The organism is Thermomicrobium sp. CFH 73360 (assembly GCF_023806465.1).
Lineage (GTDB): Bacteria > Chloroflexota > Chloroflexia > Thermomicrobiales > Thermomicrobiaceae > Thermomicrobium.
This window is the reverse complement of the sequence record NZ_JAMSLS010000001.1, coordinates 672,977-693,085: the sequence shown is the minus strand read 5'-3', so window position 1 is coordinate 693,085 and position 20,109 is coordinate 672,977. Positions and strand designations below refer to the sequence as shown.

General features: G+C 61.2%; 19 protein-coding genes. 6 read left to right on the top strand and 13 right to left on the bottom strand.

Annotated elements, in window-relative coordinates:
* Positions 1-326: 326 nt before the first annotated feature.
* The 8 genes from queF to NET03_RS03015 all read right to left on the bottom strand — a co-directional run bounded on the left by queF (position 327) and on the right by NET03_RS03015 (position 8,886).
* Complete coding sequence (queF, locus tag NET03_RS03050; protein ID WP_252127410.1) at positions 327-710, bottom strand: preQ(1) synthase; 384 nt, start codon at positions 708-710, stop codon at positions 327-329.
* A 236-nt stretch (positions 711-946) separates the two neighbouring features.
* Positions 947-2,770: a WD40/YVTN/BNR-like repeat-containing protein gene (locus NET03_RS03045; RefSeq protein WP_252127409.1), complete on the bottom strand. Its 1,824-nt coding sequence runs from the start codon at positions 2,768-2,770 to the stop codon at positions 947-949.
* Positions 2,771-2,788: 18 nt separating this feature from the next.
* Positions 2,789-3,256, bottom strand: a complete 468-nt coding sequence (locus tag NET03_RS03040) for a TCP-1/cpn60 chaperonin family protein (RefSeq protein ID WP_252127485.1) — start codon at positions 3,254-3,256, stop codon at positions 2,789-2,791.
* A 363-nt stretch (positions 3,257-3,619) separates the two neighbouring features.
* On the bottom strand, positions 3,620-4,498 hold the full coding sequence (locus tag NET03_RS03035; protein WP_252127408.1) for an ABC transporter permease: 879 nt from the start codon (positions 4,496-4,498) through the stop codon (positions 3,620-3,622).
* 4 nt (positions 4,499-4,502) lie between these two features.
* Complete coding sequence (locus NET03_RS03030) at positions 4,503-5,465, bottom strand: ABC transporter permease (protein WP_252127407.1); 963 nt, start codon at positions 5,463-5,465, stop codon at positions 4,503-4,505.
* 56 nt (positions 5,466-5,521) lie between these two features.
* Positions 5,522-7,162 (bottom strand): ABC transporter substrate-binding protein, encoded by a 1,641-nt coding sequence (locus NET03_RS03025; protein ID WP_503007982.1) that lies wholly within the window; start codon positions 7,160-7,162, stop codon positions 5,522-5,524.
* 449 nt (positions 7,163-7,611) lie between these two features.
* On the bottom strand, positions 7,612-8,514 hold the full coding sequence (locus NET03_RS03020; protein WP_252127405.1) for an RDD family protein: 903 nt from the start codon (positions 8,512-8,514) through the stop codon (positions 7,612-7,614).
* Between the two features lie 90 nt (positions 8,515-8,604).
* Positions 8,605-8,886, bottom strand: a complete 282-nt coding sequence (locus NET03_RS03015) for a hypothetical protein (RefSeq protein ID WP_252127404.1) — start codon at positions 8,884-8,886, stop codon at positions 8,605-8,607.
* 275 nt (positions 8,887-9,161) lie between these two features.
* Between NET03_RS03015 and mutL the strand changes: the two genes are divergently transcribed.
* Positions 9,162-10,889, top strand: a complete 1,728-nt coding sequence (gene mutL, locus NET03_RS03010) for a DNA mismatch repair endonuclease MutL (RefSeq protein ID WP_252127403.1) — start codon at positions 9,162-9,164, stop codon at positions 10,887-10,889.
* Here the strand turns inward: mutL and NET03_RS03005 are convergent.
* From NET03_RS03005 to NET03_RS02995, 3 genes are all read right to left on the bottom strand, one after another.
* Complete coding sequence (locus NET03_RS03005) at positions 10,886-11,623, bottom strand: response regulator (protein ID WP_252127402.1); 738 nt, start codon at positions 11,621-11,623, stop codon at positions 10,886-10,888. The two genes, mutL and NET03_RS03005, sit on opposite strands and share 4 nt — an antisense overlap.
* Positions 11,620-12,711 (bottom strand): sensor histidine kinase, encoded by a 1,092-nt coding sequence (locus tag NET03_RS03000; protein ID WP_252127401.1) that lies wholly within the window; start codon positions 12,709-12,711, stop codon positions 11,620-11,622. Before NET03_RS03000 ends, NET03_RS03005 begins: the two co-directional genes overlap by 4 nt.
* Positions 12,712-12,864: 153 nt before the next feature.
* Positions 12,865-13,689, bottom strand: a complete 825-nt coding sequence (locus tag NET03_RS02995; RefSeq protein WP_286207122.1) for a deoxyribonuclease IV — start codon at positions 13,687-13,689, stop codon at positions 12,865-12,867.
* A 120-nt stretch (positions 13,690-13,809) separates the two neighbouring features.
* On the opposite strand from NET03_RS02995, the gene rfbD reads away from it, so the two are divergent.
* Positions 13,810-14,661 carry a dTDP-4-dehydrorhamnose reductase gene (gene rfbD, locus NET03_RS02990; RefSeq protein WP_252127399.1) on the top strand — a complete coding sequence of 284 codons (852 nt, stop codon included), beginning with the start codon at positions 13,810-13,812 and terminating at the stop codon, positions 14,659-14,661.
* On the opposite strand, the gene NET03_RS02985 is transcribed toward rfbD, so the two are convergent.
* The gene (locus NET03_RS02985) at positions 14,594-16,339 is read right to left on the bottom strand and encodes a cellulase family glycosylhydrolase (protein WP_252127398.1); all 1,746 of its coding nucleotides are present in this window, start codon (positions 16,337-16,339) and stop codon (positions 14,594-14,596) included. The genes rfbD and NET03_RS02985 overlap by 68 nt on opposite strands.
* A 106-nt stretch (positions 16,340-16,445) precedes the next feature.
* On the opposite strand from NET03_RS02985, the gene NET03_RS02980 reads away from it, so the two are divergent.
* The 4 genes from NET03_RS02980 to NET03_RS02965 are packed head-to-tail and all read left to right on the top strand — an operon-like array spanning position 16,446 to position 19,632.
* Entirely contained in the window at positions 16,446-17,156 is a 711-nt protein-coding gene (locus NET03_RS02980) for an HAD family hydrolase (protein WP_252127397.1), read from the top strand.
* Positions 17,157-17,183: 27 nt separating this feature from the next.
* On the top strand, positions 17,184-18,146 hold the full coding sequence (gene ispH / locus NET03_RS02975) for a 4-hydroxy-3-methylbut-2-enyl diphosphate reductase (protein WP_252127396.1): 963 nt from the start codon (positions 17,184-17,186) through the stop codon (positions 18,144-18,146).
* Between the two features lie 23 nt (positions 18,147-18,169).
* Entirely contained in the window at positions 18,170-18,811 is a 642-nt protein-coding gene (locus tag NET03_RS02970; RefSeq protein WP_252127484.1) for a phosphatase PAP2 family protein, read from the top strand.
* Positions 18,808-19,632, top strand: coding sequence for a glycerophosphodiester phosphodiesterase (locus tag NET03_RS02965; RefSeq protein WP_252127395.1), 825 nt, complete (start codon positions 18,808-18,810; stop codon positions 19,630-19,632). Before NET03_RS02970 ends, NET03_RS02965 begins: the two co-directional genes overlap by 4 nt.
* Here NET03_RS02965 and NET03_RS02960 read toward each other — a convergent pair.
* Complete coding sequence (locus NET03_RS02960; RefSeq protein ID WP_252127394.1) at positions 19,608-20,105, bottom strand: GAF domain-containing protein; 498 nt, start codon at positions 20,103-20,105, stop codon at positions 19,608-19,610. The genes NET03_RS02965 and NET03_RS02960 overlap by 25 nt on opposite strands.
* Positions 20,106-20,109 lie beyond the last annotated feature (4 nt).

Here is a 20,109-nt window from a genome sequence, read left to right as displayed (position 1 = left end):
TTCGGCCGAATTCTTGCCAGGACTGGCCAGAACAGCCTCGTTGCTTGTAGGGCTGCTCTCGACCGCACATCGTGAGAGAGAATGACGAGGGGCTGTTTCCAGCCGAGGAGGTGCGGTTCGCGAGTTCCCTCATGTTCAAGTAGCGGTCCTACTCGAAACGGATGGAAATGTGGCAAGCTTTCGCCAAACCTCCGACAGAGGGAGCGATGTCAACCGAGACCAACGACGCCTACCTCTCCCGCCTGCCGAGCGAACGTGACGCGCGGCGGAAATTGCCTCTTCAGGCCGGAATCGGTGAAGCGCGCTGGTGGCCAGCCAGCTGGTCATCAGTCGGCGGCGGCCTGGAGCTCCCCAGCCGACCGCTCGTAGCGTGCCGTCACCACAGTGTGCAACCCGCCACGGATGTTGAAGTCGGCAATGACCGTCATGCGCCGCGGCTGGAGTGTGCGGACGAGGTCGTCCAAAATAGTGTTTGTGACTTCTTCGTGGTAGTGTCCCTCGTTCCGGAACGACCAGAGGTATAGCTTCAAGGACTTGAGTTCAACGATCCACTGATCTGGAACGTAGCGGATTGTAATCGTTGCAAAGTCCGGTTGGCCGGTTCTCGGGCAGACGCACGTGAACTCGTTCGTCGTAATCTCGATCTCGTAGTCGCGTTCCGGCTTCGGGTTCGGGATCGGCTCCAGCTCTTTACTCGGTTGCGTTGGCATGTCAGTCCTCCTTGTCATGTCTCTGTCTCTCTGCAAGTGTAGCGAAGAGCGATATTTGCCCCCGAGGTTTCAGGGCCTACCCCCGATCAGATTCGGTTGGGGTTGGACGAACCTCGATGACGAGCTCGGACGAGAAGCTCGCAGGCCATAGTTCGCTACCCGGATGGCAGGTTACCGGAAGCCAGCGAGGGAGATGCTCGACACTACGAGCGACCTGTATGCTGGCATGCTGCTACTCAAGGTCGCACACAGGACCAGAGGCTGCCGCCGGCATCCGCTGCATAACCGATCACCTGCGGCAAGCTCGGTACGTTCGCCAGAGCAACGATGGTATGCCCGGGGCACTCCGGCTCAAGACGTTGGAGCTGACCTTGGGCGTTGCACTGCCAGAGTGTTGTCCCAGTCGCAAGTAACCAGCCGGTGCGTGCGTCATGGGAGAGAGCCGTGGCAGGAGACTCAAGGCGACCGATTTTGACGATACGTGGACGTCGCTGGTGTACGGTGCGGATAAGCCAGACGTCTTCGTCGGCGACTGTGAGGATCGCATCACCGCTCGCTGACCAAGACAGGCGCAAGAGGCTCGCCTCGTCCAAGCCATCCGGCCAGCGACGGTGGATCCACTGCTGTTCTCGACGAGCCCAGAGGGAAAGTGTCGGTTGGGGATGCTCGGACAGGATGGTCACAAGCGCGAGCAACTCGCCGTCGGGCGAGAGGGTAGCTCCGCGTACCACTGCGAGTTCGGTTCCCGGCAACGTGTTCCAGGTGAGTCCTTGATCCAGCGAGTACTGAATCCGCACGATTGGTTCGTCTGTGTTCTCGACATCTTGAACGACGAAGAAGACTCGTTGGCCGTCATCGCTTGCCAGGAGCCAGGCAGCCTCAGCGATATCCTCGAGTTGAAGCACCATCTGCCATTGCGCGCAATCCGTCGATCGGAGGATTCCCTCGAGCGTCAGGGCGAAGATTGGTCCGGTTCTACCCCCAACAAGTTGCGCGAGTCCCAGGTCGAGTTCAACGTGTGTCCACGTTTGTCCACCGTCGTCGGAGTGGGTAATCGTTCCCGAGTAGTCAGCAATCACCAGTTTGATCCCACCCTCGGTTAGACGGGCGAGCAAGCCAACCGGAAGTCGTCCGTAGAGTCCCGCGTTCCACGCTCGCCAGGTAGCCGACTGCGCTTCCCAACGGAGACAGCCACGGGAGAGCGTCCCAACGATCACCTGCTGCTGGTCAGGGGCTGCCAGGCTCAACACATGACTTGGCGTCTCAGGGAGGTGTTCCCACGTCCCCGCACCATCCCATGAGCGTACGATGGCTCGGTCAATTGCTGCCACAAGGACGCTGGCCGCGGGATCGGTTGCGAGTACGTTGCACGGGCCGTTCACAGGGAGTGGGACGGCGTGCCAGGTGCGACCAAGGTCGTCAGAGCGGAAAAGCCCCAATTCCCCACCGATGAAAAGGGTCGTGCCTTGCTCTGCAGCAAGGATAGCTGCGCACTCCGGTGATCCGGGCGGGTGTGCTACCGGTCGCCAGGTGAAGCGACGCGAGCGGCTGATATAGGTAGCATCTGCGGTCACGAGCAACGCGAGGTGGTCTTGAGCGAAGCGCGGGGAAAGGACCAGATCGATGATCTCAGAGAAAGCGGCGAGCCCAGCGTTGGCTGGTTGCCAGTCGGTGCCGCCGTTACGAGAGACCAGAACACCGTCTAGCCGATCGGCGACGACGACGAAGTGGCCGTCGGCTTGCGCCGTTCGTATTGCGACCGTGAGTCCAGCCCCCAAACAGTGCTCCCATGACGCCCCGTCCGCGTGCTGCCGAAAAATACCGTTCGGCGTGGCGATGTAGCGGTCTCCCCAGGGAGCAAGTGCAACTGGTTGAGCGAGTTCCAGTTTTGTCTTGTCCGCTGGGAACTCGATCGGTGTCCAGACGGCACTTTCCATTGTCGTCAAGAATGCACCGCTCGCTGTCCCCGCGAGGATGCTCCGGCCGTCGGTCGCGAGCGCAAGCACGGCACCGCCAGTCTCGCGCAGGAGCTCGCGCCACACGAGTTGAGGAAAAGCCATCGAACGTATCCTCTCGCTTCATGGCTCGGCACTGGAAGCTGGCCAGGTGCGGTGCACGAGCACGTCGGTAGTGAGGAAGGTGCGCCCAAGACTGAGCGAAGTCTCGACCGCTGCTTCGAGGACGCCGAGCGGATCAAGGAGTGGCGCTGACCATGGGTCGATCCACTGCTCAGCAAGAACATCGTAGACCAGGTTGGGCGCAACTTCCAGACTCCGGTGGGCAATCACTGCGGGATCGACTCCGGCATTGTGCGCCAGTGTTCGCAGTGGTTCCAGCAATGCTGTCCGAACCGCATGAAGTGCCGCACGTTCCTCGAGGGGGAGGGAGAGTTCCTGTTCGGCGAGCCGGCGTGCGGCGACGGCGAAGCTTGCACCGCCACCGGGGACGAGTCCGCTCGCCAGCGCTGTCTGAAGGGTCCGCGATAGGCCTTCGAGCGCGAGACAACGGTACTCCTGTTCGGTCGCCGTTGTACCACTGACGCAGATGTTGGGTGCATTGTCTCAGTTGAGCGTCTCGCGTGATGACGCGGAGAACTCTATGCTGAGAAGAGGTTCCTAGGTCGGTAAGCCGTGGGGGGGAAACGATCAGGAAGTGCCCTTCCTGCCACGCCTCTGCCTCGCGGTTACCACGGTGTGACGTGGTGCGAGTAAGGAAGCCTCAATATGATGCGAGGTGGGTGGGCCCGGTGATGAGTGTGCACCGCTTGGCGATGCCTCTGGTGGTCTCCGAGTGCCAGTCTCCGATAGGTGACCACGACTCTCGCATGCATTCTTTGAGACGGCAGAACGAGGAAACCCGGGTTCCACAACAGCGGAACCCGGGCGCGGGGGGCCGTTTGGGCAGCGTGGTTACGCGTTGGTCTGGCTGCGGAGGCGTGGATCGAAGTAGTCGGCGAGCATGTCTCCTAAGATGTTGAAGCAGAGTATCATCAGCGTGACGATAAGTCCTGGGAAGATGACCAGCCATGGTGCGCGGGAGAAGTAGAGCGAGGCGGCTCCCGTCAACATATTGCCGAGGGAGGGGTTGGGTGGTTGGACCCCGAGGCCGAGGAAGCTGAGGCCTGTCTCCACGAAGATTGCTGCCCCAAGATTGAGTGATGCCAGGACGGCAACCGGCCCGAGACAGTTGGGCAAAACATGCCGGAGCATGATGCGCCAGTGACTCGCGCCGAGTGCGCGCGCTGCCTCGCAGAAGAGCGATTCCGATACGCGCAGGGCAGCGGCCCGCATCACCCGGACACCAACCGGCGTAAGTGACAGCGCGACGGCTCCGATCAACTGGATTCGGCCGGGGCCGAGGACGGCAACCACGACGCTCGCCACGACGAGGGAGGGAATGGCGGTGATGATCTCGACACCGCGTTGGAGAAGGAAGTCGACCATTCCACGGCGATAGCCACCGATGAGACCGAGGAGGCTACCGATGACGGTTCCGATGAGTCCTCCCGGAAGGGCAATAAGCAAGGTTGTCCGAAGGCCGTACAAGGCTCGCGTGAAGAGATCTCGTCCGAGTTCATCGGTGCCGAACGGATACTGTGCTGACGGGGGACTCAACCGAATCGCTGCGTTGGTCGCGGTCGGTGACCGTGGATTGATGCTCGGTCCCAGAATCCCACCGAGTGCCATCAGGATGAGGGTGGTCGAAATGATGATGGCAATCCACGGAATCCTACGCCTGACCACCCTCGAGCGTTGTCGGACGAGCGGTGTGGCGACCGCTTCTGCCATACCATCAGCCCCTCTCGCGTAGCCGCGGATCGAGCAACGAACAGACAATATCGGTCAGCAGGTTGATGATCACGAATGAGGTGCCAAGGATCAGGACTGCAATCTGAATGACCGGGAAGTCGCGACGTGCGACTGCATCGACGAAGAAGAGTCCGAGGCCGGGCAAGTTGAAGGTTGTTTCCACGATCACCACACCGCCGAGGAGGAAACCGACGCGTAGGCCAGAAAAGGCGAGGGTGGGTGCGAAGGCGTTGCGCAGCACGTGCCGGAAGACAACCGTGGACTCGGCAAGTCCTTTGGCTCGTGCAACCTGGATGAAGGGTTCTTGAAGGACTTCGAGAACGGCGTTGCGGATGAAGCGAACCAGTCCAGCAGCGAGCACGAAGCCTAGCACGACGACCGGCAGGGCGATCTGCTGAAGGTGTACGGCGAGATTCTGCGTCGGAGGCACGAGCCCGAGCGGTGGCCGCCATCCGAAGATGAGGAGGACCGCGATGAGCACGAGGAGGCCGAGCCAATAGGCGGGGATCGCTGACGCGATGAAAAAGAAGACGCGGGTCAGCCCCTCTGTAAAGCGTCCCCGGCGGAGCGCACTGAAGAGCCCGAGCGGTAGAGCGATGATCCACGCGACGAACTCGGAGAGGAAAGCGATCTCGATGGTGAGGGGCAGCCGAACGCTGAGTTCGTCCGCGATCGGTCGCCCAGTGACATACGAGTTTCCGAGTCCACCGGTGACTAGTCCGGACAGGAAGGTGAAGAATTGCACGATCAGCGGCTTATCGAGCCCGAGTTCCTGGCGTACTTGCTCGACCCGCTGAGGGTTGATCGTGATGTTCTCTCCGGTCCCGCCCACGATCAAGGCAGCAGGATCGCCGGCGATCCGGATGAAGATGAATACGAAGAACGTTGCAAGGAGGACGACCGCAAAGCCACCGAGTGCTCGCCGGATGAGATACTGCACGAACATCGCGAACTGCCTCTCCAGATCGCCGTCGGCTCCTGCTGCCCCAATCGCGTGTCACCTCACGAGCGCAACCAGGTCGTTGCGTGTTTCTCCGTCAAGTTGTAGTTCGGCTGGGGTGTCCAGTTGGCCAGGATACCCGGGCGGAACACATGCCAGATGACTGGCCGGTAGACATAGATCATGCCGAAGGAGATCTCGTCCAGAGTTCGAAAGTCGAGCTCGTGCGTCATCTGTTTGCGCTTCTCGAGATCGAGTTCCAGCTCGATCTGTCGGTAGAGCTGGATCAGCTCATCAGACCAGAGTCCTGTGAGGCTCACATTGTCATTATCTGTGATCCATCCAGCGAACGTCGACTTGGGTTCGTCGACCCACGGCGCATTGAAGCCGAGCGCCATCTGGAAGTTGCGATCGACGATCCGACCGATATACTCACCGAGTTGCAACAGCTGCACGTTCGCTTTGATGCCCACCTGCCCCAGTTGGTCGGCAATGAGGCTGGGGGTTGTCACATCCAAGTTGAAGGCGAGGAGTTCGAACTCCAAACCGTTCGGGAAGCCGGCTTCTGCGAGGAGTTGTTTGGCCTGCTGGCGATCTGCTTCCTTATCTTTCCCGAACCCGCGCGCCTGCCGGACCCGTTCCTCGGGTAGTGCCCAGGCGCCGTAGGGGTGCATCCAGCCGGAGAGGACGCTACGCCCTTCGGTCATCGCTTGAATCATTGCCTCACGATCAAGGGCGAGGGTGATTGCCTGGCGAACTCGCTCGTCCTTGAATGGTTCGAAGTTTCTCGCGTTGAGGATGAGACGCCACACGAGGGTCGTCGGCACCCCGACGACCTGGATGTCGGGCCTGCCTTGGAAAAGATCCAGAGGTGGTGTCGTGAGCGAACGGTAGAGGTGCAGCTGGCCAGCGAGGAATGCTTGAGCGACTGCGTTCCAATCAGTCATCGGGTGGCCGACGATACCGTCAAGATAGGGCAGGTCCTTCTCGANAACGCCGACGATCTGGATGTCGCTGTGCCCTTGGAACAGATCGAGCGGAGGGACGCCGAGTCCCCGGTTCAAGTGGATCTGTCCGGCGATCAGGGCTTGCGCAGCGACGTTCGGATCGGCCATCGGGTAGAAAACGATGCCGTCAAGATAGGGGAGATCAGACGCCCAGTAGTTCGGGTTCCGTTCGAGTTCATAGGAGACCCCTGGGGTATAGCTTTTGAACTTGAAGGGGCCGGTGCCGATGATGTTTTTGGTATCGCGGAGGTCGGCGCCGGACTCGATGAGGTGGGCGGGGTAGATACCGGTCCAGGGGATGGCGACGTTGTAGAGGAGGGCGGGGTCGGGTTGGGAGAGGAGGAAGCGGACGGTGAAGTCGTCGGGGGTTTGGATTTCGGAGACGGTGTTGAAGAAGACGCCGCGGGGGCTATTGACGCCTTCGGGTGGGTTCATGATGCGCTGGAAGGTGACGAGGACGTCCTTGCTGGTGAAGGGGGAGCCATCGTGGAACTGAACACCTCGCCGGAGAGAGAAGGTGTAGGTAAGTCCGTCCGAGGAGACCTCCCACCGCTGGGCAAGGCAAGGAAGGATCTTCGTTTGGTCGTTCGGGTCAAACTCGAGCAAGGTCTCCAAGCAGGGGGCAACGCACCACAGATCGGTGCTCGTCGTCGCTTGATGAAGGTCAAGATTCGCCGGATCGCCGGGTAGGTTCATGCGGAGGATACCGCCGCGCCGGACAGCTTCTGTCGTCGGTGTTGGCGTAACCTCCATGACGGCCGTCGGCATGGCGACCGGAGTAGGCGTTGGCTCAGGTGTCCCGGCGGCTGGTGCCATCGTTGGTGTTGGCTGGGTTTGACCGGCACGACAAGCGACCAGCAATGACGAAGCGAGCGTCCCTGCCGTGATCACCAGGAAACGTCGGCGTGTCAATGGATGCATACCATCCTCCCCGTGTCATGCGGATTCGGTTGCTCTCGCTCCGCGCGGATGCTGATTCAGAGATTAAATGACACGATACGTGCTGTCAAGAGCTTCGGTCCACTCTCGCGTTCTTGTGGTCGCGAGCCGGCTGAATCGAGAGGACAAGGGAGCAGGTTCCAGCGCAGGCAGGAGCTCCACTTGATTGCCCCGTAGCGGAACTTGCCCGTCTCCGCCCCGGGCGGTTACACAAGTGGGTCAACGATCACCCATACCTCGGACGCAAGGTCGTGTAGTCCGCGCCGATCGAGGCGGAACGGAATTGGCCACCAGGGAAGGAACAGGAGCCAACCGAGGAGCATGGCGATCAGCGCTCTTCCGAGAGCCTTCGCCTGACCGGGAGCGGCGCCTCGTGCGTTTACGACCTTGAGCGAGTAAGGACGCTTTCCAAGCGTGCTTCCCCAACGCCCGACTGGATAAATCCGATAGAAATACCCTGTAACGAGCGGAACGGCAGAGGAGAGGAACCCATACAACCGATCGTACATGTCCGCAGGCAGGACGATGAGCCCTGTTGCGTCACCGACGAAGAGGACATTCCCGAGTGCGGTAATACCACTGGACAACACACCAAACACGACAAGGTCGATGAATGCGGCGAGGAGCCGTCGCAGAACAGGGGCAGGGGCTCCGAGTGCTTCAGCACCGCCTGTGAAGCCGTGCGGTGAGGTTGCGTTCTCTCGCTGGTTCCTTTTGGTGGAACGGGCCGAAGCACCTGTACCTCCTGCCTGTTCGCTCGTTGGATTCGCTCGTGCCGTCGAGTGGTGACTACTCCTTTGTTGTACGATCTCTCGCTGCTGTGCGGCCTGGCGCTCGCGGATGATCGGATCGATCAGCTGGTCGAGGACCGTCTGGAGGCGAGGAGCTGCCGCCGACCGTGCTATCCATTGCGTGAGCCACACGAGCTCACCAAGCGAGGCGACGAAGCGTACGGCATCTGTGTGTTGTGTCTGCAAGGCTGCGGACGTGGTTTGCAGCAGCCGTTTCGCAGAGAGTTCATCGTCCGGACGTTTCGCTTCGACGTGGATGATCCTGAGCAACGGGATCAGTTCGTTGCTGACGAGTTCTGAGCCCAACCACCATGCCATCTCCCTGTCGAGCGGGACGTTCAGCCACAGACGTTGACGGGTTTCTTCGAGTGCGGTGTTCGGGGGATGATCGGCGCGGTCCTTGGCTTGTCAGCGGAGTGCACCGAGGGCAGCGGCAAGCAACCCGAGTCCGTCGGCGTCCAATGTCACTTGGAGCGGGCGTTCGCCCCACGGCACGTCGTGGAGCTGTTGCCGAAGCGAAGCGACAAGAGCATACCCGGTGTCTCGGACCCAGCGCATGTACGGTCGTTCCTCGATACCGTCATCGATCAGTTCATGGGCACGCACAAGGAGGAGTTCGAGCGCTGGGAGGAGAATCTTCGCCACTTCGACATGGCCGATACTGACTGTGACAGTGCTCAGCCTTGCCATGTGCCCTCTGTCCATCTCGACAGGTTCGCTCCCTGCAGCAGAGCGGGAAACCGTTTTTCTAAGTAATGGGAACAGTGTCTTTCTCGTGTCGGTAGAATAGAGGCTTTTCCCTCGCCGAGTCAAGCCATCCAGTCATCGGAAGGCGAGACTCACCTGCGAGTTTGCTGCGGGAGCTTCCGTTGGCCTTTGAGTTCGGGCGCGGAGCAGCAATGTTCTCGGCTCAACAGACGAGGGTTGATGAGTCACGCGGTATACTGGCCTGCGGGGTGTGAGTGATGCCGATCGTCCGACTCGACGAGGCGACCGTTCGCCGTATCGCTGCTGGCGAGGTCGTAGAGCGTCCTGCCTCGGTCGTCAAGGAGCTCGTCGAGAATGCGCTCGACGCCGGTGCACGTCTGATCCGTGTTGAGGTTGTTGCTGGCGGTCGTGAGCTGATCCGTGTTCAGGACGATGGGTGTGGCATACCAGCGGATGAGCTACTGCTGGCGGTCGAGCGACACACCACTTCAAAGCTTCGTCGGTTCGAGGATCTGGCGCATGTTCTGAGCTACGGATTCCGTGGTGAGGCGTTGGCCGCGATTAGCGCGGTGAGTGACTTTGAGATTGTGTCGTGCATCCCTGGAGCCAGTTCTGGGGCGCGGTTGCGTGTCCGGTTCGGCCGGCCAGCTCGGGTAGAACCGGTTGGCGCAGCCCCAGGAACCGTGGTCACCGTTCGCGACCTGTTCGCGACGATTCCAGCGCGGCGGCGCTTTCTGCGCCAGGATGCAACCGAGGTTGCCTACATCCAGCGCGCACTGGCGGCGCTAGCGTTGGCGCGCCCGGACGTGCGGTTTGAATTCATCGTTGATGGCCGGATAGCTCTCGCAACGCCGGGAAGCGGTCAGCTGGTCGATGCTCTCGCCGGTGTCTTCGGCCTTGAGACGGCAGCGCAGATTGTGCCGATTGAACCGGTGCCTCACGATGAGGTGACGGTCACGGGAGCGATCGGACTTCCCGCAGTATCCCGAGCGAACCGACAGACTTTCTTCATTCTTGTCAACCAGCGCTGGGTCGAGAGTCGCACGCTGGTCGCAGCGGCCGAGCAGGCATACCACACGCTCCTGATGGTGGGACGATATCCAATTGGTGTCATCGCCGTACAGCTTCCACCGGAGCGGGTCGACGTCAATGTGCATCCGACCAAGCGAGAGGTGCGTTTTGCTGACGAACGAGCGGTCGCGGCTGCGGTGCATGAAGCGGTTCGCCGGACGCTCCTCGCGCATCTTCCTGACCAGTCGCCACCGTCGGTGGCCTTTCGTCCGCTCTCCCCGCCGGCGGTGCAGCGTCGGCTGCTCGTTGCGGACCCGACTCGTGCCGCGCCGGTGATGACACGGCCAGATCCCGAACCGTTACCGGTGTCACCGATTGAGGACTCTCAGACAGAGAGTGGCCAACGCTTGCCCATTCTTCGCGTGCTTGGGCAGATTAGGCAGGCATACATCATTGCCGAGGGGCCGGATGGGATGTACTTGATTGACCAGCATGCGGCCCACGAGCGGATCTTGCTCGAGCGCCTGTTTGAAGAGCTCGCGACGCACGGTGTGGAGCAGCAGCGACTTCTCGAACCGCTCATTCTGGAACTGGCACCGTCACAGCTTGAGGCGTTCGAGCGCTACGCAGGCGAGTTAGCTTGTCTCGGGTGGGAGATCGAGCCGTTTGGTGGGGCCAGCGTCGCTGTTCGCGCAGTACCGGCGGTTGTGCAGCGGAGTATCGAACGGGTTCTCTTGGCGGTTCTCGACGAACTTGCGGCCGGTGGACGAGGGACGACATCACTTGAGCAGGTGGCCATCAGCACGGCCTGTCACTCAGCAATTCGTGCGGGACAAGAGCTCTCGCTGCCGGAGATGCGCGAATTGATTCGCCAGCTGGAACAGTGCCGTGCACCGCTGGCCTGTGGGCACGGACGACCAACCGTGGTGCACTTGAGTACCGAAGAGCTGGAGCGACAGTTCGGCCGGCGCTAACGGCGTCCTCGCTCGCGTCCGATGCTGACATTCGCCCCTGGAACGCCATCCTCGGTGTCTTCGAGCTTGATCCAGCCATGTCGTAGTGCGTAGATGACAGCCTGTGTCCGGTCATTCACCTGAAGCTTGCGCAGGATCGAGGTGATGTGATTCTTGACTGTCTGGTCGCTTATGTTGAGTACCTGCGCAATCTCCTTGTTACTGTATCCGCGAGCAACGCAGTCGAGGATCTCGATTTCGCGTGGCGTCAAGGGAGAGAAGAAGCCGCTCGCGGTGCGATCCAGACGAGACAGTTCGCGGAACTGGTCGAGGACGCGGGAGGCGACGAACGGGCGAGAGAGCACCATTTCGTTGATGAGATATTCGCCACGAGCGACGCGGACGATGATATCGATGAGCTGTTCTGGCTCGATGTCTTTCGTGCAGTAGGCGGATGCTCCCGCACGGATAGCGTTGAAGAGCTGCTCGTCGTCCTGGTGCATCGTGAGGATAATGACCCCGGCTTGTGGCTGTCGCCGCTTGAGTGCGCGTGCGACCTCGAGCCCGTTCATGCCAGGCAAACTGAGGTCGACGAGAATGACGTCCGGTGAGAGTTCGTCGGCGAGCCGCAGCGCCTCGCTTCCGTCAGAAGCCTCGCCCACGATCACAAATTGGGGATGTTGCTCCAAGCTCCAGCGGATGCCGCTGCGGAAGAGTGGATGGTCGTCCACGATGAGGATATTGATTGGGCTCATGCGATCCGCTCCTTCTGCTGCGTTACTCTCGCTTCCTCAGCCCGCTCGTTCTCCATGTCGCTCGCACGTCCGCTCGTCGCGAGTGGAAGTCGCAACCGGATTGTCGTGCCGTGACCGGGTTCGCTCTGGATCTCGAGCTGCCCTCCAACGAGTTCGGCGCGCTCGCGCATCCCCTGAAGTCCGAAGCCACCGCTCGAGGTTGGGACCACGGCACCAGGGCGGAAGCCCTGTCCGTCGTCGATCACCTCAATGACTATTTCGGACGGATGAACGGAAATCCTTAGCCAACAGTGCCGAGCATGAGCATGGCGCTGAACGTTATGGAGCGCTTCCTGGATGACCCGGAAGGCCGCGAGTTCCTGCTCGGGGGTTAAGGGGGGAAGCGACTCGGGTAACTGGACATTGAGCTCAGCTGGGCAGTGGCGTCGTACGGTCTCAGTGTACAGTGCGATGGTCCGAAGCAACCCGTGCTGTTGGAGGGTTGTGGGTTGCAAAGCAAACATGAACTGGCGTGTCTCGCTTAGTCCCTCGCGGAGTGCTGACTCAACCCGTGCAAGCTCTTGTTGCAAGAGTTCGCCGCGGAGATCACTACGCTCGGCCAGCCGTGCCAGGTACTGGACCGTCAAGATGGCGTTGGCCAGTACTTGAGCTGGACCATCGTGGATTTCCCGTGCCAGCCGCCTTCGTTCTTCTTCTTGTGCGCGAACCATCGCTTGTCGGACAAGAAGATTTTTAGCCGCGTCGAGGTCCGGGAGTGTCCCGGCTCCGCTTAACTGTTGGCGACTCACTGCGAGCAGCTGCAAGAATCCTGCGAGCTGCCGGCTAAGCGCCTGTGCCCGAACGAGGTCGCTCACCACCTGGTCCTCCAAGGCGCGGAGTTCCGCCACTTCTTCTTCGGAGAGTTGCCCGGCCGCTTCAACAAGTCGCTCCTCCAGCCGAAGCTGGACACGAATGCGCTGTTGCTCCAGTTCTCCAGCGAGCGTGTCAACGCGGGCGCGGATGGTTACCACATGGCGCTCCAAACTGGTGATCGCCTCCTCCGCTTCCCGCGTCAGGTTGCTCAGGATCTGCGCAGTACCTTCGCTCACGATCTTCACCGCTCTCACGAGCTCACGTATGGACGGCCCGACCGTCCCCGTGTTGAGAAAATAACACGCTCACGGTTCCCGTCGCTGATTTATCATACCACCCCAGCTTCTTCAATGAAGGTCTACGTGTGCCGATCCAGAACTTTCGTGCCCTTATGTGAGGAGACTTCGGAGTACTCGCAAGTTTTCCACGTCCTCGTGCATGTCGGGACTCTTTTCGGTTTCAAGCAACCCTGGATGATTGGCAAACCGCCGGTCGTTCACCAGCAGACGGAATCCCTCAAGACCAATTTTCCCCTTCCCGATATGCTCGTGGCGGTCGATGCGTGATCCTCGTTCGCGTTTCGAGTCGTTCAGGTGGAAGACGAACAGCCGGTCCAGCCCAACGATACGGTCGAATTCCTCCATCGTCTGCGCATACCCTTCTGGGGTTCGGAGTTCGTATCCCGCAGCGAACACATGGCAGGTATCGAAGCAATAGCCCACACGTTCTGGCTCACGCACACGCTCGACGATGGCTGCAAGCTGCTCAAATCGGTAGCCAAGGCTGCTGCCTTGTCCAGCTGTCGTCTCAAGGAGCGTCTTAACCCGGTAACCGGGAAGATCGATGTGCAGACGATTCAGTGCCTCTGCAACCCGTTGGATCCCGAATTCCAAGCCTGCATCACCAAATGATCCGGGATGGGTGACCAAATAAGGGATGCCCAGTACCTCGCAGCGCTCGAGTTCCTCACGAAACGCCGCAATCGACTTCTCCCACAGTGCATCGTCCGGACTTGCCAGGTTGATTAAGTAACTGTCGTGGGCAACGAGGGGAAGGCCATAACGGGCTGCCTTCTCCCGGAACCGTTCAATCTCGTCTGGTGCTAATGGACGGGCTTTCCACTGATTGCTGCTCTTGGTGAAAAGCTGGACCGCCTCACACCCGATCTCAATGGCACGATCGATCGCGCGATCGACACCACCCGCGATCGACATGTGAGCTCCGAATCGCACTGTTCCTCTCCTTTCCCTCTTCCTTTCATCACCTTAGTGGAAGCGCCTCTTCCCACGCAGGGTATAGTAGCCTGCTGGATCATGCGAGGTTGGGGACGAGCAATGCGCGTGCTGGTGACTGGTGGGCATGGACAACTCGGCAGGGCGCTCCTCCGTACCGCGCCGGCGGGGATGGAAGTGGTCGCGCTCGGTTCGAGCGACTGTGATGTCACAGATCCGGCAACGGTCCGTGCAATTGTGGCTCGGATTGAGCCTGAGCTCATTGTCCATTGTGCGGCCTGGACCGACGTCGATGGCTGCGAGCGCCACCCGGAACGTGCGTGGCGGGTCAATGCCCTCGGCGCACAGCACGTCGCGACAGCGTGTGCTGAAGCAGGCGCTGCCCTCGTCTACATTTCAACAAACTATGTCTTTGACGGCGAGCGTGATGAGCCATATCACGAGTTTGATCGGCCGAACCCGCTCAGTGTCTACGGGGCGAGTAAGCTAGCTGGGGAAGAGGTCGTCCGCGCACTCTGCCCGCGGCACGCTATCGTGCGCACGGCGATGCTCTATGACGCGCACAGCCGGAACTTTGTCACAACCGTCCTTCGGCTTGCTCGCGAGCAGCCGCGCCTCCGCATGGTGGCCGATCAATACGGGAATCCCACGTTTGTTGATGACCTTGCCCGTGCTCTCTGGCAGCTGGTGGCTCAGCCAGCGTACGGGATGTTTCACCTCGTCAATCAGGGAGCAGCGTCGTGGTATGACTGGGCGGTTGCCGTGCTTGAACTCCTTGATCTTGCTGTTCCCGTTGATCCGATTCCGGCAAGTGAGTTCCGCCGTGCGGCACGTCCACCGCGGAACGGTGTGCTGACAAGCCTGGCAGCGCCCGCCCTGGGAATCATCATGCCTGACTGGCGGGATGCGCTTGCGCGATGCCTGACGTCCCGCCGTGCACCCGAGTCCTCGTGAATCTCGCCTGGTACGGTGCCCGGAGAGTCCAGAAAAGCGAGGCGAGGTTCAACCCCAGCACGCTCACACAGAGACCGAGGATCCAAGGGAGTACATCCAGGATAAAGGGGCGTCGGATAACCTTCGCCTCCAGGATCCCACCGCTGTCACTTTCTGCTGTCACGACGAGCGTGTGAGGTGCGTCAGTGAGTCCTTCCACGACGGTGGTACGTTGTGGCGAAGGGCCTGTGACCACGATACGGTGTGGGGGCTGGTCATCAACCTGCACGGTGATACGTGTACCCGGCAGGAGGGTAAGATCCAGTCGTGGGCCACCGAAAGGAAAGGTAAGCCGCGCGGCTTCGCGTGTTGGCTCCCAGGCCGCACCGAACGGTGTCTCGCGGAGCTCCCAGCCCGAGTCGGCGTTCCAATACCGGCTGGTCGCAGGGTAGGTGCCAGTCCAGGCACGATCCAGCACAGGACGGGCGCGGGCGAGCAGTTGGTAAGCTGGCCGTGGAATGAAATCCCATTCGACAATGGCGAACCCGCGTGTCGGATCGGCCCAGTTTTCTGGGTCATCGGGCGGGAGCCACCAACGGAAGTACCAGACGCAGAGGACGCCGAGCCACGGCCATTCACGTTGTGCGCGGAGATAACCCTCATAGAGGTAGCGCGCTTGCTGCTCCAAGGTAACAGGACGACCCCACACAGAGGGATAGCCCTGCCACTCTGGTGGGAAGGCGACCCAGTTGTATTCCGAGACCCAGAGCGGTTTTGCTGCGTCACCGTAGCGGACCATGATCTCGCGTGTCTGGATGATCCGGGAGAAGTTGTTGCGCGCGAAGTCAACGCGGCGGTCATGTGGGGGATAACCGTATCCGTAGATCATGGCACTCGCGATGTCGAAGTACGGGGCTGCACCGGCCTGGTACATCCCTTCGAGAAAGAGGAGGTCGCTCAAATTGTCTGGCCCAGTCTGGTCAGTTGGCGCAAGCCCGGGCATGAGCACAAGCACATTCGGATCGGCGTCTTTTGCAGCTCGATACGCCACGGCAAGGAGCCGGGTGAAGGCGGCCGGATCGATTGGCTGACAACCCCATTCATTCCGGAGATTCGGCTCGTTCCAGATCTGCACGTAGCGGATTTGCCCGCGATACCGCGAAACGACCGCGCGGACAAAGCGGGCGTAGTCTTCGTAGCGGGTTGGTGGTCCGTCCGGGCATTCCTCGAGATTTGGTTGACCGTCCCGGGCCCAACGGGGTGGTTTATCGAGTCGCGCAATGATCTCTAGCCCACGCTCGCGGGCTAGCCGCACAACGCGATCGTACTTTTCCCAGGTGCTAACGCCCCACTTCTCGTCCCAAAACACTCCCGGCTCAGGCTCGATTTCGTACCAGAAGAAGGGCTGTCGGATATAGCTGAAGCCTGCAGCGGCAATCATGTCCAGCATCTGGGCAACACGTGCAGGATCAGGTTCGGCCTGGAGGAACGTATTGATTCCGAGCGGATTGACGTCAGTAAGAGGAATTGGTATCGTCTCCTCTCCCGTCTCGATTCCACGAACTGCCATGCGGTGCGCGACAACGCTCAGCGGTATCGCGGCAATGAGTCCAGCAATCACGGCGAGATGGAACAACACCGTGGCCCAATAGCCCGGCCGTGCCCGGAATGTCTTCCAGAGGTGACCGAGGCGCTCCATCGTTCCCCTTCGTTATCCTCCTGCAGAGGATACCGAGTGCAAGGGAAGGCGCGCCGCAGGTTGACCGAAGATTGCAGTGCGCCGTAGGCTTGCTGCTGGGGGTTTGATGGCGATCCGTCTTGTGCTGTTCGATCTCGACGATACGCTGTGCGACCACAGCGCGTCGTTCCGGTTACGCGTCCAACGGGCACTTCGGGTGATCCCGGCCGATCGGTTGGCGCTGCCGCCACAGGCGGTGGTAGAAGCCGCCCTCGCTCAGCCCAGCCACACCTGGGAAGGGTTGGAGCATGTGTTGGCGCGAGCCGGCGTGACCGACGCGGGACTCCTGGAACGTGCCCGCACAGTCTATGCGAGCGACCGTTTCTATGGCCTTGAACTGTTCCCTGATAGTCTGCCGGTCGTGCGGGCGCTGCAGGGTCGTCTACTGACTGGACTCGTGACCAATGGCCCAAGCGACATCCAGCGCGCGAAGCTGGAGCGCCTCGGGATTGAGCGGCTCTTCCCCATTGTGGTGGTCTCTGAAGAAGTGGGTGTGGCCAAGCCAGATCCGGCGATCTTCGCTTATGCACTTGCTCTTGCGGGCGTACGGCCGGAAGAGGCGCTGTATGTGGGTGACCATCCAGTGAACGATGTCGTCGGAGCTCGCCGAGCCGGGTTGGTAAGTGTGTGGTGTAATCGCTTCGGGCGGGAATGGAACGGGGAAGGCATGCCACCACTGGTGGTGCGTTCCCTCTTGGAGTTCTACCGAATGGTCGAGCGCTGGGCAAGCGGTGATGCAAGCGAGCCGCGACCAGGCGGTATACTGGGGCTCGGCTAAGCGCCGGTGTGCGCGAGGAGGCGAGTGATGACCATAGCGGCCACCGGGAAACGGATCGTCCTAGCCGAGGTGATGGGCTACTGCTGGGGGGTCCGTCGTGCGCTCGAGATCATCCAGCAAGCTGCCCAACAAGGGCCGATCGCGACCGTCGGAGACGTGATCCACAACCCGCAGGTGGTCGATCGGCTGCGGGCGCAAGGGATCGAACCGGTGAGCTCGGTTGCCGAGGCACGGGAGCGTGGATTCCGGCGGGTGGCGATCACGGCACACGGTGCTGGGCCGCAGCGGGCGCAAGAAGCGCAGGCGGCGGGGCTTGAGCTCATCGATACGACCTGTCCGCTTGTCACCAAAGTCCAGCGGCTCGCTGAGAAGTTGGTGCGCCAGGGATACTTCTTGGTCGTGTATGGCGACGCGTACCATCCCGAGGTCCGTGGTGTCCTTGGTTGGGCGGGGACAAGCCGCGCAGTCGCCGCAAAGCACCTTGAGGATCTTCCGTGGAACGGTCCCCGCGGAATGCCGGGAGTCGTATCGCCACCGCGCAAGGTTGCTGTTGTAAGCCAGACGACCAAGCAGACGGACGAGTTTCTTGCTTTCGCACTTGCGTTGGCGAACTGGGTGGCACGCCACGGTGGGGAGGTCCGTATCGTCAACACGATCTGCCAACCGACATGGGAGCGGCAGGAGGCGCTGCGCGCGCTGGCGCGTGAGGTCGATGTGCTCTTTGCGGTCGGCGGCCGGAAGAGTTCGAACACGGCTCGTCTCGCCGAGGTTGGTTGGGCTTGTGGTGTCCCCAGCTACCACATCGAGCGGGCAGAGGAAATCGACCTTGCCTGGTTGGAAGGCAAGCGCGTTGTCGGAATCACAGCGGGGGCGTCGACACCGGACGAGGTTGTGCTGGCCGTTGTCGATCGACTGGCTGCGCTTGGGTATCAGCGGCCGGAGCGTCTCTGGCGTTACGAGGCGCCCGATCTCGAAGACTTTGCGGAATGACAGAAAGTGGTTGCGTACGCGTGATGTGTTGCCGAAGCCGACTACCCGGTCTTGCTGTTGCGCTCTCGGCGCTCCTCGGTTATGTACTCCTCGCAGTGTGGGTGCGACGACATCCTGAATCTGCGACTGAGCTGGCCATTACGCGTGGCATCCAAACCCGGATGCCACGAGCGGCTGCAAGAGTGTTGCGGTGGGTAAGCTGGCTCGGTTTCCCGCCGCAGAGTGTACTGATGCCGGGCATCGTGACTGCAGCGTTCTGGATACGCGGTCAGCGCCGAATCGCCGTCCATCTCATTTTGACCTGGATGGCCAGTGTGATCAGTTTTGTGACCAAGCGGCTCGTGCGCCGGCCGCGCCCGAATCATCCGGCGGTGCGGATTGTAGTGGCTCAACCGCGTGACGCCAGCTATCCAAGCGGCCACGTTGTGACCTACACCGCCTTCTGGCTCGCGGCACTCACGGCGGCAGCCGAGCATGCCCGTTGGAGCTGGTTGCGCGGCGTGCTCTTGACGGTGGCGGCTCTCTTGGTCGGGTTGGTAGGGCTTTCACGGATTTACCTTGGACATCACTGGCTGACCGACGTCCTCGGTGGCTACTTGCTTGGTGGAAGCTGGTTCGGGCTGACTCGGCTCCTTGGTGCGTCGCCGGAAAGGTGCCGATCGTGACGCGATCCCGGACCATTCGGCCGTTCACCTTGATTGCTCACCGCGGGGGCAGTGCAGCGCGGGGTGAGAACAGCGCGGAGGGATTCCGGGCGGCGCTCGCAGCTGGAGTGCCAGCGCTCGAATGTGACGTTCGCCAAACCGGCGATGGCACATTGGTGCTCCTGCACGACGGTGTGGTGCCGCTTCCGGGAGGCGGACGGCTGGTGGTGCGGCATGCGAGTTTGGAAGCGTTGCGCATCGCCGTGCCGGAGCTCCTGACACTTGAGGAGTTTCTCGAGGAGTTCGGTGCCCAGGCGCTGGTGAATCTTGACTTAAAAGGAAGCGGGTATGAACGGCAACTGGCACGAGTGGTCGAGCGCTGGGGTCATCCAGAGCGCGTCTATGTGACGAGTCAGCATGCCGCGAGTCTCCGTCGCCTTGCAGGGATCCTGCCCCTTGCGTACCGCGGACTCTCGCATGGTCACACGTTCACGCGGATGCCGCGGCCGGTCGCTGGGCGCAGTGCCTTTCCTGTCCGGTCGCTTATGGCTTTTCAACTCGCGCTGACGCTCCGGTTAGCGCGAGCCGACGTCGTGGCTTTACAGCACCGGGTCGTCACGCCATGGCTCACGCGGTGGTTGCGTCTCCAGGGGTGGCAGGTGACGAGCTGGACGGTCAACGATCCGCGCGAAGCGATGCGGCTCCTCCGTGCTGGTGTGCGTGCGCTGACGAGCGATGTGCCAGTGCAACTGCTCCAATCGCTCACAAATCGGCAGCTCCGCCCCACGATCGCTTGGACTTGGGACGAACTCTTTCGTCAGACCGCAGTCTTGCCCGCCTGAGGCAAGCGCTCAGCGAGTCTTTCTGCCAGCCATTCCAAGAGCACCCGATCGTCCTCGTCGAATGCGGCAAGTCGATCGCTATCAATGTCGATTTCGCCAATCACCGTGCCGCCGCGACGAATGGGCACGACGATCTCGGAGCGGGTGGAGAGGAAGCACTGCAGGTACCGTGGGTCTTCGCGTACGTCCGAGACGATGATCGTTTGGCCCTCACGTGCTGCTGCGCCGCAGATTCCCTGGCCAATCGGAATTCGTACGTGCTCTGTCGCGGCCGGCCCTGACCAGGCGGCAAGCACGAGCTCGTCGCCCTCGACAAGGTAGACGCCGACCCAGTCATACCATGGCACGCTGTGCTCAAGGATCCGGCAGGCCTCCTCGAGAAGTTCTGGTATTCGATCCCCAACCGCGAGTTGTGCTTCCAGTGCTCGTCGTGCCTCTTCCAGGATGCTCTCTCGGTCTCGACTCGTGCTCATCCCT